General features: G+C 73.7%; 12 protein-coding genes and 1 pseudogene. 9 read left to right on the top strand and 4 right to left on the bottom strand.

Annotated features, from left to right (window positions below; all coding sequences use genetic code 11):
* Positions 1 to 513, bottom strand: a pseudogene (locus tag ACFVH0_RS36960) (hypothetical protein); the annotation flags it as partial.
* 162 nt (positions 514 to 675) lie between these two features.
* On the opposite strand from ACFVH0_RS36960, the gene ACFVH0_RS36955 reads away from it, so the two are divergent.
* Entirely contained in the window at positions 676 to 1,410 is a 735-nt protein-coding gene (locus ACFVH0_RS36955) for a tetratricopeptide repeat protein (RefSeq protein WP_385827567.1), read from the top strand.
* Between the two features lie 55 nt (positions 1,411 to 1,465).
* On the opposite strand, the gene ACFVH0_RS36950 is transcribed toward ACFVH0_RS36955, so the two are convergent.
* The gene (locus tag ACFVH0_RS36950; protein WP_385827565.1) at positions 1,466 to 2,743 is read right to left on the bottom strand and encodes a DUF1015 family protein; all 1,278 of its coding nucleotides are present in this window, start codon (positions 2,741 to 2,743) and stop codon (positions 1,466 to 1,468) included.
* Positions 2,744 to 2,814: 71 nt separating this feature from the next.
* Between ACFVH0_RS36950 and ACFVH0_RS36945 the strand changes: the two genes are divergently transcribed.
* Both ACFVH0_RS36945 and ACFVH0_RS36940 read left to right on the top strand, forming a co-directional pair.
* Positions 2,815 to 3,843, top strand: a complete 1,029-nt coding sequence (locus ACFVH0_RS36945) for an HAD hydrolase-like protein (RefSeq protein WP_385827563.1) — start codon at positions 2,815 to 2,817, stop codon at positions 3,841 to 3,843.
* A gap of 112 nt (positions 3,844 to 3,955) precedes the next feature.
* Positions 3,956 to 4,810 carry an ABC transporter ATP-binding protein gene (locus ACFVH0_RS36940; RefSeq protein WP_385827561.1) on the top strand — a complete coding sequence of 285 codons (855 nt, stop codon included), beginning with the start codon at positions 3,956 to 3,958 and terminating at the stop codon, positions 4,808 to 4,810.
* A 3-nt stretch (positions 4,811 to 4,813) separates the two neighbouring features.
* On the opposite strand, the gene ACFVH0_RS36935 is transcribed toward ACFVH0_RS36940, so the two are convergent.
* The gene (locus ACFVH0_RS36935) at positions 4,814 to 5,161 is read right to left on the bottom strand and encodes an SCP2 sterol-binding domain-containing protein (RefSeq protein ID WP_385827559.1); all 348 of its coding nucleotides are present in this window, start codon (positions 5,159 to 5,161) and stop codon (positions 4,814 to 4,816) included.
* A 43-nt stretch (positions 5,162 to 5,204) separates the two neighbouring features.
* Between ACFVH0_RS36935 and ACFVH0_RS36930 the strand changes: the two genes are divergently transcribed.
* The 6 genes from ACFVH0_RS36930 to ACFVH0_RS36905 all read left to right on the top strand — a co-directional run bounded on the left by ACFVH0_RS36930 (position 5,205) and on the right by ACFVH0_RS36905 (position 11,219).
* Positions 5,205 to 5,543: a hypothetical protein gene (locus ACFVH0_RS36930; protein WP_385827557.1), complete on the top strand. Its 339-nt coding sequence runs from the start codon at positions 5,205 to 5,207 to the stop codon at positions 5,541 to 5,543.
* Positions 5,544 to 5,550: 7 nt separating this feature from the next.
* Entirely contained in the window at positions 5,551 to 6,366 is an 816-nt protein-coding gene (locus ACFVH0_RS36925; protein ID WP_385827556.1) for a TlyA family RNA methyltransferase, read from the top strand.
* The gene (locus ACFVH0_RS36920) at positions 6,363 to 7,268 is read left to right on the top strand and encodes an NAD kinase (RefSeq protein ID WP_385827554.1); all 906 of its coding nucleotides are present in this window, start codon (positions 6,363 to 6,365) and stop codon (positions 7,266 to 7,268) included. Before ACFVH0_RS36925 ends, ACFVH0_RS36920 begins: the two co-directional genes overlap by 4 nt.
* 108 nt (positions 7,269 to 7,376) lie before the next feature.
* Positions 7,377 to 9,122 (top strand): DNA repair protein RecN, encoded by a 1,746-nt coding sequence (gene recN, locus ACFVH0_RS36915; protein ID WP_385827552.1) that lies wholly within the window; start codon positions 7,377 to 7,379, stop codon positions 9,120 to 9,122.
* Positions 9,123 to 9,173: 51 nt separating this feature from the next.
* Positions 9,174 to 9,938 (top strand): hypothetical protein, encoded by a 765-nt coding sequence (locus tag ACFVH0_RS36910; protein WP_385827550.1) that lies wholly within the window; start codon positions 9,174 to 9,176, stop codon positions 9,936 to 9,938.
* A 186-nt stretch (positions 9,939 to 10,124) separates the two neighbouring features.
* On the top strand, positions 10,125 to 11,219 hold the full coding sequence (locus ACFVH0_RS36905) for a glycosyltransferase family 4 protein (protein WP_385827548.1): 1,095 nt from the start codon (positions 10,125 to 10,127) through the stop codon (positions 11,217 to 11,219).
* A 12-nt stretch (positions 11,220 to 11,231) separates the two neighbouring features.
* On the opposite strand, the gene ACFVH0_RS36900 is transcribed toward ACFVH0_RS36905, so the two are convergent.
* Complete coding sequence (locus tag ACFVH0_RS36900; RefSeq protein ID WP_385827546.1) at positions 11,232 to 12,857, bottom strand: PucR family transcriptional regulator; 1,626 nt, start codon at positions 12,855 to 12,857, stop codon at positions 11,232 to 11,234.
* Positions 12,858 to 12,959: the final 102 nt, after the last annotated feature.

Here is a 12,959-nt window from a genome sequence, read left to right as displayed (position 1 = left end):
CGGCCGCGTGGTCCCCGCCGGGATGACGACAGCCGTGGTGGCGGCTACCGCCGTGACGACAGCCGTGGCGGCGGCTCCGGCGGAGGTTTCCGCCGTGACGACAGCCGTGGTGGTGGGTCCGGCGGGGGCTTCCGCCGCGACGACAACCGTGGTGGTGGGTCCGGCGGGGGCTTCCGCCGCGATGACAGCCGTGGTGGTTCGGCTGGTGGTGGGTTCCGTCGGGACGACCGTGACCGTGATCGGGATCGTGGTCCGCGTCGGGACGATGATCGCGGTGGGTTCCGTGGTCCGCGTCGTGATGATGACCGTGGTGGGCGTCCTTCGGGTGGGTTCGAGCGTCGGGACGACCGGCCGCGTGGTCCCCGCCGGGATGACGACAGCCGTGGTGGCGGCTACCGCCGTGACGACAGCCGTGGCGGCGGCTCCGGCGGAGGTTTCCGCCGCGACGACAGCCGTGGTGGTGGGTCCGGCGGGGGCTTCCGCCGTGACGACAGCCGTGGCGGGGGATATCACGGGCAGCGGGACGATCGTGGGGGCCGGGGTGGCTACCGAGGGCGCGACGACCGTGGTGGGTACGAGCGGCGGGACGACCGGGACCGCGAGCCGATCAAGCGGCTTCCGATTCCCGAGGACGTCACCGGTGACGAGATCGACAAGGACGTGCGGCAGGAGCTGATGAGCCTGCCGAAGACCCTGGCCGAGGACGTCTCGCGCAACCTCGTCATGGTGGCCCGGCTGATCGACGAGGACCCGGAGCAGGCGTACGCGTATTCGCGGATCGCGCTCCGGCTGGCCTCGCGGGTTGCCGCGGTGCGAGAGGCGGCCGGGTTCGCCGCGTACGCCACGCAGAAGTACTCGGAGGCGCTGGCGGAGTTCCGGGCCGCCAAGCGGATGACCGGGTCCGTGGAGCTGTGGCCCGTCATGGCCGACTGCGAGCGTGGGCTCGGGCGGCCCGAGCGGGCGATGGCCATGGCCGGCGAGCCCGAGGTGCAGAAGCTCGACAAGGCCGGACAGGTCGAGATGCGCCTGGTGGCGGCCGGGGCCCGCAGGGACATGGGGCAGCTCGACGCGGCCATCGTCACGCTGCAGAGTTCCGAGCTCGCGTCGAACGCCGTACACCCGTGGACGGCCCGGCTGCGCTACGCGTACGCCGACGCGCTGCTGGCGGCCGGGCGCGAGGACGAGGCGCGTGAGTGGTTCGGGAAGGCCCTGGAGGCCGACAAGGACGGCTCCACCGACGCGTCCGACCGGCTCGCCGAGATGGACGGAGTCGAGTTCGTCGATGCCCTCGACGAGGATGAGGGCGATGACGAGGCCGCGATCGACACCGACGTGGCTTCCGAGCCGGCTGCCACCGCGAAGGGCGGCAACGGCGACGATGACGACGAGGAGCGCCCGTCGGAGGCGTAAGGCATGAGAGAGGGCGGCACCCCGGGAGGGGTGCCGCCCTTTTTGTTGCTGTGGGTCAGCCGAGGTCGAGGCTCCGCAGCACCAGGCCGCTGGCCGGCTTGGGGCCGAAGGAGGTCGACTTGCGTGGCATGGTGACGCCCTGCCGGGCGAGATCCCGGACGACCTCTTCGCGTACCGGATGCATCAGGACCGCCGTCGCGTCGTGACGTTCGGCCTGTTCCACGGCGGCCGCGGTGTCGTGGATGTACGCGATGTGTTCCGGAGCGTCGGGAATCCGCCAGATGTGGTCGAGGAGCGCCGAGTGCAGGACCGTCGCGTCGAGGGTCTGCCAGGCGGCCGGGCGGTCGGCGCGAATCGTGCGGGACAGCAGACCGGGGTCGGGGCGGTCGATGAGATGGAAACCGCCGTCGCCCGCGAGCAGGAACGCGTTGCCTTCGGCAGCCGCCTCGGCGAGCGCGTCCAGGGCCAGGGGGAGCGGCACATCCAGGTCGCGGACGCGGAAGAGGCCGTTCAGCGCGGCGAGGGCGTCGGCGACCGGGAGGCGGTGCAGCAGTCGGTGTATCGCCCGGACCCGGAGCGGGTAGCGGGCCGTGTCGACCAGGAGGACCAGGCCGAAGTCCCAGGGGCCGGGGGTGGACTGCTCCTGCTGGAGGCGCAGATAGGTGGCCCAGCGGTGGTGGCCGTCGGCGATCAGGGCCTGGTGGCGGGCCAGATCGGTCTCGATCTCGGCCCGGTCGGCCGGGTCGGTGACCGCCCAGAGCCGATGGTGGTAGCCGTCCTCGGTGGTGGTGGCCAGCAGCGGTGGTCGGTCCGTGGTCCGCTCGATGACGGAGGTCGCGCCCGGGCCGTCGCACTCGCCGCGGTAGGTGAGCAGCAGCGGTTCGAGGTGGGCGGCGGTGGTGCGCATCAGGTCGGCCCGGTCCTCCACGACATGGGCCATCACGTCCTCGTGCGGCAGCACGATGCCGTCGGCGGGGGCGGACAGCGCCAGCGCTCCGACGACGCCGCGTTGCAGGATCTCGTCGTTGCGCTGCTCGTAGACGTACAGCGCGGGCTCGCTGTCCGGTGCGAGGACGCCCTCGGCCAGCCAGTGCTTCAGGGTCTGTGCCGCCTGCTGGTGGCGGGCCGCGGCCGTGTCCGCCTGCGGGAGTATCAGCCGGACGATGTTGTACGGGTCCGCCGACTCCAGGTGGTGCAGACCGTCGGGGCGCACGACGACGTCGTAAGGCGGTGAGGTCACCGCGGCAAGACTGCCGACGCGCTCGGGGACGTAGCGCAGCCCGCGGAACGGAATCAGACGCAGTCCCTGGCCGGCCGAACCTGATGTGTTCATTTCTGCATCGTATGTGTGCGGCCGGGATGCGCGATGATCTGGACAGAAGCATGGGACGAGGAGCGCAAAGAATGAGTCAGGCGAGCAGGACCAGGCCCAGCGGCAGCAGCACCGCGTTGAACGAGGCGTACGACACGGCGTTGCTCGATCTCGACGGGGTGGTGTACGCGGGCGGTCACGCGATCGTGCACGCAGTCGACTCGCTGGGGGCGGCGCGGGACGGCGGGATGCACCTGGCGTACGTGACCAACAACGCCCTGCGGACACCGGCCGCGGTCGCCCTCCACCTGACCGGACTCGGCGTACCCGCGGAGCCCGCCGATGTGATCACCTCGGCGCAGGCGGTGGCCCGGCTGATGGCCGACCAGCTGCCCGCCGGGGCCCGGGTGCTGGTCGTGGGCGGCGAGGGGCTGAGGGTCGCGCTGCGGGAGCGCGGTCTGGTGCCGGTGGAATCGGCGGACGACGAGCCGGTCGCGGTGGCGCAGGGGTACGGCGGCCCGGACATGGCCTGGGGGCGGTTCGCCGAGGCCGCGTACGCGATCGCGCGCGGGGTGCCGTGGTTCGCGTCCAACACGGATCTGACGATCCCGAGCGCCCGGGGTATCGCACCGGGGAACGGCGCGGCGGTGGAGGTCGTACGGATCGCCACCGGCGCCGAGCCGCAGGTGGCCGGGAAGCCGCTGCCGCCGATGCACCGGGAGACGGTGCTGCGGACCGGGGCGGAGCGCCCGCTGGTGGTCGGTGACCGGCTGGACACGGACATCGAGGGCGCGTTCAACGGCGGGGTGGACTCCCTGCTGGTGCTCACCGGGGTGACGGACGCGGCGCAGCTGGTCGCCGCCCTGCCCGAGCACCGGCCGACGTACGTCGACGCGGACCTGCGGGGACTGCTGACCGGGCAGCCCGAGGTGGCGGAGAGCGGCGAGGGCTTCGGGTGCGGGGGCTGGACGGCTTCCGTGCGCGGCGACGAACTGGTGCTGGCGGGGGACGGGGACGTGCTCGACGGGCTGCGGGCGGTCTGCGGGGCGGCGTGGTCGCACGCCGGGGACGGTTCGTGCGGGCTTGACGCGGGCAAGGCGGTCGCCAGGCTGGGGCTGTAGCGCGGGGCTCCCGACGACACCCGCACAGGGGAGGGTAGGCTAACCTAACTTGTCCCTGTTCGGTGTGTCGTCGTCCCGCACCCGATCACCTCCGACTCCGGGAGTTACGACCATGCAGCGCCTCACCGCGGACTCGGTGACCCTCGGCTACGACCGGCGGGTCATCGCGGAGAATCTCTCGGTCGAGATTCCCGACAACTCGTTCACGGTGATCGTCGGCCCCAACGCCTGCGGCAAGTCGACCCTGTTGCGCGCGCTCTCGCGGATGCTGAAACCGGAGAGCGGGCGGGTGCTCCTGGACGGGCAGGCGATCCACGCGATGCCCGCGAAGAAGGTCGCCAGGACGCTGGGGCTGCTGCCGCAGTCCTCCATCGCGCCGGACGGGATCACCGTCGCCGACCTCGTCGGGCGCGGCCGGTACCCGCACCAGGGGCTGCTGCGTCAGTGGTCACCGGACGACGAACGCATTGTCGAGGAATCGATGGCGGCGACCGGGGTCGGTGAACTCGCCGATCGCTATGTCGATGAATTGTCCGGCGGTCAGCGGCAGCGTGTCTGGATCGCCATGGCGCTCGCGCAACAAACGCCGCTGCTGCTGCTCGACGAGCCGACGACGTACCTCGACATCCAGCACCAGATCGATGTCCTCGACCTCTGTGCGGAGCTGCACGAGGCGCAGGGGCGCACCCTGGTGGCCGTCCTGCACGATCTGAATCACGCCGCGCGGTACGCCACCCACCTCATCGCGATGCGGGAGGGCGAGGTGATCGCGGAGGGGGCACCGGGCGAGGTGGTCACCGCGGAACTGGTGGAGCGGGTCTTCGGGCTGCGCTGCCGGGTCATCGACGACCCGGAGACCGGAACCCCGCTGGTGGTGCCCGCCGCCGCACGAAGGGCACGCGGCGGCGGGGCGGTGCCGGAACGGCCCGGTAGCAGCGGGGAGCCGATCCCGGCAGCAGCGAGCTGACTTCTACAGCAGTGACCTGAGTCTCAGCAGATCACGGAAGCCGGCCTCCAGACGGACCCGGCCCGAACCCCACGCCCTGGCGAAGTTCAGCTCGCCGTCCACCATGGCCACCAGGTCGTCGCCGGTCATCGCGAGCCGTATCTCGGCCTTCTCGCGGGGCGGGCCGTCGACCGTGTCCAGGACCTGGATCCGGCCATCGGTCAGCCGCCCGGTGAAGGTGATGTCGAGGTCCTTGATGTGGCAGCTCAGCGAGCGGTCGAGCGCGGCAGCGCTGCGCACGTCGCCGTCGGCCCCCGCGAGGTTGTCGGAAAGTCTGTCGAGTGCGCTGCGGCACTCCGCCATGGTCGCCATCGTGATCGACGGTACCGCAGCCCTTCGCGGTAGCGTTTCCCGCATGAACGACTCGATGCCGGAACCGGGGACGGCAGCCGCGACAGCGCCCGGGGACGCCGCACCGGGCCCGTCCGGCGAGCGTGTGCCCCCGGCCGCCCCGGCGCCGCCGGAGCCCGCCGCGCCCGCGCCCCTCGGCGTCGTACGCGCCCCCACGGGCAACGCCGGGGTGGACGCCGGGCTGGAACGTCTCGCCGATGCGGACCACCTCCCGGCGGACGGACACATCGAGGTGTACGAGGATGTACACCGTGGGCTGCGCGAAACGCTGACCGCGCTGGACGCCGGGCCCACACCCGCACCGGTACCCGCACCGATGCCCTCGTACGACAACAGGAGCTGAACCGAACGTGGCAGGAGTGGCCCGTCGCCGCCTCGACGCCGAGCTGGTACGCCGTAAGCTCGCCCGCTCGCGCGAGCACGCGAGCCAGCTGATCGCCGCAGGGCGGGTGACCGTCGGGGGGAACACCGCGACCAAACCCGCCACCCAGGTCGAGACCAGCGCGGCCGTCGTAGTGGTCAAGGACGACAGCGACCCCGAGTACGTCTCGCGCGGCGGGCACAAGCTCGCGGGCGCCCTCGCCGCCTTCGTGCCCCTCGGGCTGGAGATCGAGGGCCGGCGGGCGCTGGACGCCGGGGCGTCGACCGGTGGTTTCACCGATGTGCTGCTGCGGGCCGGCGCCGGCCATGTCGTCGCCGTCGATGTCGGCTACGGGCAGCTCGCCTGGTCGCTCCAGTCCGACGGGCGCGTCACCGTCAAGGACCGCACCAACGTGCGGGAGCTGACGCTGGAGGCGATCGACGGGCAGCCGGTCGACCTGGTGGTCGGCGATCTGTCGTTCATCCCGCTGGGCCTCGTGCTGCCCGCCCTGGCGCGCTGTGCCGCCCCCGACGCGGACCTGGTCCTCATGGTCAAGCCGCAGTTCGAGGTGGGCAAGGAACGGCTGGGCAGCGGAGGCGTGGTGCGCAGCCCCGAGCTGCGGGCCGAAGCGGTACGTGAGGTGGCACGCCGGGCCTGGGCGCTGGGGCTCGGGGTGCAGGGGGTGACGGCGAGCCCGCTGCCGGGGCCCTCGGGAAATGTCGAGTACTTTCTCTGGCTGCGGGCAGGAGCACCTGAGCTCGATCCCGCAGATGTCGACCGTGCAGTGGCGGAGGGGCCTCGTTGACGACGAATGCGGCACGAACTGTCTTTCTTCTGGCACACACCGGCCGCCCGGCCGCGATCCGCAGTGCCGAACTGGTCGTACAGGGGCTGCTGCGCAGCGGCCTGGGCGTGAGGGTGCTGGCCACCGAGGCGGCCGATCTGCCGCTGCCGCCGTCCGTGGAGACGGTCACGGACACCACGCCCAAGGCCGTGGACGGCTGTGAACTGCTGATCGTGCTGGGCGGGGACGGGACGCTGTTGCGCGGCGCGGAGTTCTCCCGTGCGTCCGGGGTGCCGATGCTGGGCGTCAACCTCGGCCGGGTCGGCTTCCTCGCCGAGGCCGAGCGGGACGACCTGGACAAGGTCGTCGACCGGGTCGTCACCCGGGCCTACCAGGTCGAGGAGCGCATGACCCTCGACGTACTGGTGCACAGCAACGGCGACATCGTGCACACCGACTGGGCGCTCAACGAAGCGGCCGTGCAGAAGGTGTCGCCCGAGCGGATGCTGGAAGTCGTCCTGGAGATCGACGGCCGCCCCGTCACCGGGTTCGGCTGCGACGGGATCGTCTGCGCGACCCCGACCGGATCGACCGCCTACGCCTTCTCGGCGGGCGGTCCGGTCGTGTGGCCCGAGGTAGAGGCGCTGCTGATGGTGCCGATCAGCGCCCACGCGCTGTTCGCCAAGCCGCTGGTGACCTCCCCGTCGTCCGTGCTCGCCGTCGAGGTCCAGCAGCACACCCCGCACGGGGTGCTGTGGTGCGACGGCCGCAGGACCGTGGAACTGCCCGCCGGCGCCCGGGTCGAGGTGCGGCGCGGCGCGGTGCCGGTACGGCTGGCGCGGCTGCACCACGCCTCGTTCACCGACCGGCTGGTCGCCAAATTCGCACTGCCGGTCTCGGGGTGGCGGGGCGCACCGCACTGACCGTCGGACATTCCCCCGGAGGTGTTGCGAACGGATCGTGAACACACAGGGGAGTGAGCCCCGGGAGGCGGGGTCCGTCGCACATCGGCGTCCGGACCTCGTAAGGTCGTGTCCGTGTTGGAGGAGATGCGGATACGGTCGCTCGGAGTCATCGACGACGCGGTGGTGGAGCTGTCACCCGGTTTCACCGCGGTGACGGGTGAGACCGGCGCGGGCAAGACCATGGTCGTCACCAGCCTCGGGCTGCTGCTCGGCGGGCGTGCCGACCCCGCCCTGGTACGGATCGGGGCCAAGGCCGCCGTCGTCGAGGGGCGGATCACGGTGTCCGACGGCGACACCGTCGCCCTGCGGGCCGAGGAGGCCGGGGCCGAGATCGAGGACGGTGCGCTGCTGATCAGCCGTACCGTCTCCGCCGAGGGGCGCTCCAGGGCGCATCTGGGCGGCCGGTCGGTGCCGGTCGGGGTGCTCGCCGAACTCGCCGACGAACTCGTCGCCGTGCACGGCCAGACCGACCAGCAGGGGCTGCTCAAGCCCGCCCGGCAGCGGCAGGCACTCGACCGGTTCGCGGGCGACGGCGTCGCCGGGCCGCACGCCGAGTACGCGGCGGCCTACCGGCGGCTGCGGGCCGTCGTCACGGAGCTCGACGAGCTGACCACGCGGGCCCGGGAACGCGCCCAGGAAGCCGATCTGCTGCGCTTCGGGCTGGGCGAGATCGCCGCCGTCGAACCGCTGGCCGGTGAGGACGCCGACCTCGCCGCCGAGGCCGAACGGCTCGGCCACGCCGAAGCGCTCTCCTCCGCCGCGGCTCTCGCGCACACCGCGCTCGCGGGCAATCCGGAGGACCCGGAGGGCGTCGACGCCACGACCGTGGTCGCGGCCGCCGGACGGTCCCTGGACGCCGTGCGCGCCCACGACCCGGCCCTGGCGGCGCTCGCCGACCGGATCGGCGAGATCTCGATCCTGCTCTCCGACGTGGCGGGCGAACTGGCCGGGTACGCCGATCAGTTGGACGCCGATCCGCTGCGGCTGGCCGCGGTGGAGGAGCGCCGCGCCGCGCTCACCGCGCTCACCCGGAAGTACGGCGAGGACATCGGCGCCGTGCTCGCATGGTCCCAGGAGGGCGCCGCCCGGCTCACCGAGCTGGAGGGCGACGACGACCGGATCGGCGAGCTGACCGCCGAGCGCGACGCGCTGCGCGGCGAACTCTCCGGCCTCGGACAGGCGTTGACCGACGCGCGCAACCGGGCGGCAGCGCTCTTCGCCGAGGCGGTGACCGCGGAGCTGGCGTCGCTGGCCATGCCGCACGCCCGGGTCTCCTTCGACATCCGGCAGACCGAGGCGGCCGACGAGGCGTCCGGCATCGAGATCGACGGGCGGAACGTGCTCTACGGGCCGTCCGGCGCCGACGAGGTCGAGCTGCTGCTGGCCCCGCACCCCGGCGCCCAGCCCCGGCCGATCGCCAAGGGGGCGTCGGGCGGTGAGCTGTCCCGGGTGATGCTCGCCGTCGAGGTGGTCTTCGCGGGCGCCGACCCCGTACCCACGTACCTCTTCGACGAGGTCGACGCGGGCGTCGGCGGCAAGGCCGCGGTCGAGGTCGGGCGGCGGCTCGCCAAGCTCGCCAGGTCCGCCCAGGTCGTCGTCGTCACGCACCTGCCGCAGGTGGCGGCCTTCGCGGACCGGCAACTGCTGGTCGAGAAGACCGTCGACGGATCGGTGACCAGCAGCGGGGTCACGGTCCTGGAGGGCGAGGACCGGGTGCGGGAGCTGTCCCGGATGCTCGCCGGCCAGGAGGACTCCCAGACGGCACGGGCCCACGCCGAGGAGCTGCTGGCCGCGGCGCGGGCCGACGGGTAGCGGGCTCGCCCGCCGGACGGTCCCGGCGGGCCGCTGCGTAGTGTGGCGGGCATGGGAGCAGCGCTGAGCAGGGCCGTGAAGTCCGGTGCCGTCGCCGCCGTCGTCGCGGGGGGTGTGTACCGGGCGCTGCGGGCCCGGCCGCGCCCGCACTGGCAGCGCACCAACCACGCGGGCCGGAGCGTCGACCTGTACGCGGGTCCGGCCGCCGTCCTCGGCACCGCGGCCGGGGCGGCCGTCCTCCCGCTGCCGCCCCGCACCCGGTGTGCCACCGTGCTCGCCGTGCTGGCGGCCGGAGGCTGCGGTGCGTACGACGACCTCGCCGGTGCGGACGATCCGCGCCGCGGGTTCCGCGCCCACCTCGGGGCGCTGCGGGACGGGGAGGTGACCTCCGGCGCGGTGAAGCTCCTCGGGATCGGGGCCGCCGGGCTCGCGGCGGGTGCGCTGCTCAAGGAGCGGCCCGTCGACCGGGTGCTCGCCGCGGTCGTGATCGCCGGGACCGCCCACCTCGTCAACCTGACCGATGTGCGGCCCGCGGCGGCCGCCGCCACCGTCCTCGCCCTCGGCGCCCCCGGCCTGCCGGGCGGCCCGGCCGCCGCGCCGATGGGTGCCGTGGCCGCGCTCGCCGCCGACGACCTGGCGGAGCGGACCATGCTCGGGGACACCGGGGCCCATGCCCTGGGGGCCGCCCTCGGGGTCGCGATCGTCACGGGCCGCGGCCGGGCCGGTCTCGCCGCGCATGCCGCCGGGCTGGTCGCCGCGGCGGTGTACGGGGACCGGATCAGCCGCCGGATCGCCCGGACGCCGGCGGACCACTGACGGAGGGGCCGCAGAGGCGGGCACGGCAACAGCGTGCCGGTTTCTCACCCGGGGGAGTGATAGGCCGGGTCCGGTTGTTGGGGTGCGGGCCGCAACGACGGCTGGATTGTGCCGGAACGCGCGTACGGACTGGCATCCTTGGCGGTGCCAAAACCGCCGACTCGGGAGCCCCGGGAGCCAATCAACGTGTCACAGCTGCGTACGGTCCAAGTCCTGGGCGGCGGCAGCGCGGGCAGCAGTGCCCACGTCAGCTCGCTGGCCGCGGGACTCGTGGCGAGGGGCGTGCACGTCACCGTCTGCGCCCCGGCCGAACTGGACCGCGCCTACGACTACTCCGGCACGGGCGCCGCTTTCGCGCCCGTACCCCGACGCAGTGACCCGGCCTCCGTCGCCGCCCTGCGCACCGCCTGCCTGACGGCGGACGTCGTCCACGCGCACGGACCGCACGCCGCCGTGCGCGCCGCCCTCGCGCTCGGCGGCCGGCGCGTTCCGCTGGTCGTCACCTGGCACGCCCGCGCGCACGCCGAAGGGGCCCGCAGCCGGCTGATCCGGCTCATGGAGCGAAGAGCCGCCAGGGCGGCGGCAGTTGTGCTCGGCACGACCTCCGACCTGGTCGACCGGGCCCGGCACCGGGGCGCGCGCGACGCCCGGCTCGCACCGGTCTCCGCCCCCGTCCCCCGACTGTCCGCCGCCGCCCACGCGGGCAAGGCACGGGCCGAACTCGGGGCGGTGGAACGGCCGTTGATCTTCGCCCGCGGAAGTCTCGTGCCGCATCACGGGTACGGCTCGCTGCTGGACGCGGCACGGCTGTGGCGCGAGCTGGACCCCCAACCGCTTCTGGTCATCGTGGGCGAGGGCCGCGAGCGGGCCGCCCTCCAGCGCCGGATCAGGAACGAGGAGCTGCCCGTACGGCTCATCGGCAGCAGCGACGATCACGCCGAACTGCTCGCCGCCGCGGATCTGGCGGTGCTGTGCAGCAGCTGGGAGGCGCGTTCGGTGTCGGCCCAGGAAGCGCTGCGGCTCGGCGTCCCGCTCGTCGCCACCGCGGTCGGCGGCGTGCCCGAACTCGTGGGGGACGCGGCGGAACTCGTGCCGTACGGCAATACGGAGGCGCTCGCACGGGTGGTGGCCAGGCTGCTCGGGGATCCCCGGCGGCGCGCCGAGATGGCGGCAGCCGGGCTCGCGCAGGCGGCGAGCTGGCCGACCGAGGACGACACGATCGCCCAGGTGCTCAGCGTGTACGACGAGTTGACCCAGCCGCTGGTGGCACGGACGAGATGAGCCGCCGCCCGGCTACGAGGTGTGGCGGCGGGCCCGGAGGGCCAGGCTCAGCGCCAGTACCGCCTGCGGGTCGTCCAGGTCGGTGCCGAGCAGCTCGCCGATGCGGGCCAGCCGGTTGTACAGCGTCTGACGGTTCAGATGCAGCTCCCGCGCCGTCTCCGCCTTGCGCCCCGCATGGGCCAGATACGTCTCCAGCGTCGGCAGCAGCGCCGGGCGCGAGGTGCGGTCGTGATCGCGCAACGGGCCGATCGCCCGGTCCACGAACGCCGCCAGATCCGGGTGGTCCCGCAACCGCCACAGCAGCAGATCGATGTCGAGGCGCCGGGCGTCGTACCAGGGCCGGTCGCTGAGACCGTGCGCGGCCGTCGCCGTCTCGGCGGCGTGCCGCAGCCCCGCGCCCGCCGCCGCCCAGCCGCCCGCCACCCCCACCACCACGACCGGCGGATGCGATCCGGCCCGCTCCAGCCCGGCCCGCTCCACACCGGCCCGCAGCGCCGCCGCGACCCGGTCCGCGACCGCCGTGCGCTCCGTCTCGGACCGCAGCCCCAGCAGCACCGGAACCCGGCCCTCCACGGGCCGCACGCCCAGCAGCACCGGCACCCCCACCGACGAGAGCTCCTCCAGCACCGCCCGCGCCAGCAACGCCCAGTTCCCGGACACCGAAAGCTCGGGGGCCAGCCGCATCACTACCGGCAGCAGCGGCATCTCGGCCGGCTTGAAGCCCAGTACGCGGGCCTGCGCGGGCGCGTCCTCCGGCGTGATCCGGCCCTCGGCGAGATCGGTCAGGAAATCGCCCCGGCCGCGAGCCGCCAGCTCCTCCTCCTGGCGGGCCTGCATCAGCACCACGGCCAGAATGCCCGCCGCCCGCTCCGCCGCCATCCGGTGCACGGTCACCAGCGGCCCGGCCACGGCCAGCAGCACCAGCCTGGCCCGCACCGAACCGGTGCCGGGGCCACCGCCCGGCACATCCACCAGCACCGAACCGGTGGGCGGGGTCTCACGGGCCGCCCGCCCGCCGCGCATCCCCTCCCATACCTGGAGCGGATCGGCACAGACCGGGCCGGAGCCGGGGCCCGCCGCGTAGAGCAGCTGGCCGTCCGCCGTCTCCAGGAAGACCGGATTGGCCGCGAAGTCCGCCAGGATGCCCAGCACCTGGGGCACCCCGCCGCCGCCCAGGAGCGCCTCCGTACACCTGCGGTGCACGTCCTCGGCCTGCCGCAGCAGCGCGTAGTGACCGTTGACGATCTCGGTGTGGATCTCCTCGGTCACCGTCACGAACGGCACCTCGCGGTGCAGCTGCACCAGCGGCAGCCCCGCGGCGCGGGCGGCGTCCACTATCGACGCGGGCAGTCTGCTGAAGCGCGGCCCGAGCTCCACCACCAGGGCGGCGATGCCCCGGTCGGCGAGCCTGCGGACGAAGGCGCGCTGCTCGGCCGGGCGGGTGCCGAGCCCGAGGCCGGTGGTGAGCAGCAGTTCACCGCCCTTGAGCAGCGAGGCGATGTTCGGGACCTCGCCCGCGTGCACCCACCGCACCGTACGGTTCAGCCGGTCCGCGCCGGCCACCACCTCGGGGAGCCCCCCGCGCAGCCCCGGCAGTTCGAGGGCTCGCTGCACGGTGATTCCGCCTTGCGTCTCCACTGGCTCTGGCCTCGCATTTCCACTCGGGTCGGACGGTGGTCGCCCCTGATTCAGGAAGGTACCGGCCCCGGCCGGCGGAGGCGTCGTCGGGGGAGCCACCGG

This window comes from Streptomyces sp. NPDC127117, assembly GCF_042677325.1.
Taxonomy (GTDB): Bacteria; Actinomycetota; Actinomycetes; order Streptomycetales; family Streptomycetaceae; genus Streptomyces.
This window is presented reverse-complemented; position numbering and strand designations above follow the sequence as displayed.

Excerpts from the sequence above, each read along its gene's own strand:
- ACFVH0_RS36955 (WP_385827567.1), top strand. The coding sequence starts at position 676 with ATGAGCCTGCCGAAGACCCTGGCCGAGGACGTCTCGCGCAACCTCGTC.
- ACFVH0_RS36950 (WP_385827565.1), bottom strand. The coding sequence starts at position 2,743 with ATGAACACATCAGGTTCGGCCGGCCAGGGACTGCGTCTGATTCCGTTC.
- ACFVH0_RS36945 (WP_385827563.1), top strand. The coding sequence starts at position 2,815 with ATGAGTCAGGCGAGCAGGACCAGGCCCAGCGGCAGCAGCACCGCGTTG.
- ACFVH0_RS36940 (WP_385827561.1), top strand. The coding sequence starts at position 3,956 with ATGCAGCGCCTCACCGCGGACTCGGTGACCCTCGGCTACGACCGGCGG.
- ACFVH0_RS36935 (WP_385827559.1), bottom strand. The coding sequence starts at position 5,161 with ATGGCGACCATGGCGGAGTGCCGCAGCGCACTCGACAGACTTTCCGAC.
- ACFVH0_RS36930 (WP_385827557.1), top strand. The coding sequence starts at position 5,205 with ATGAACGACTCGATGCCGGAACCGGGGACGGCAGCCGCGACAGCGCCC.
- ACFVH0_RS36910 (WP_385827550.1), top strand. The coding sequence starts at position 9,174 with ATGGGAGCAGCGCTGAGCAGGGCCGTGAAGTCCGGTGCCGTCGCCGCC.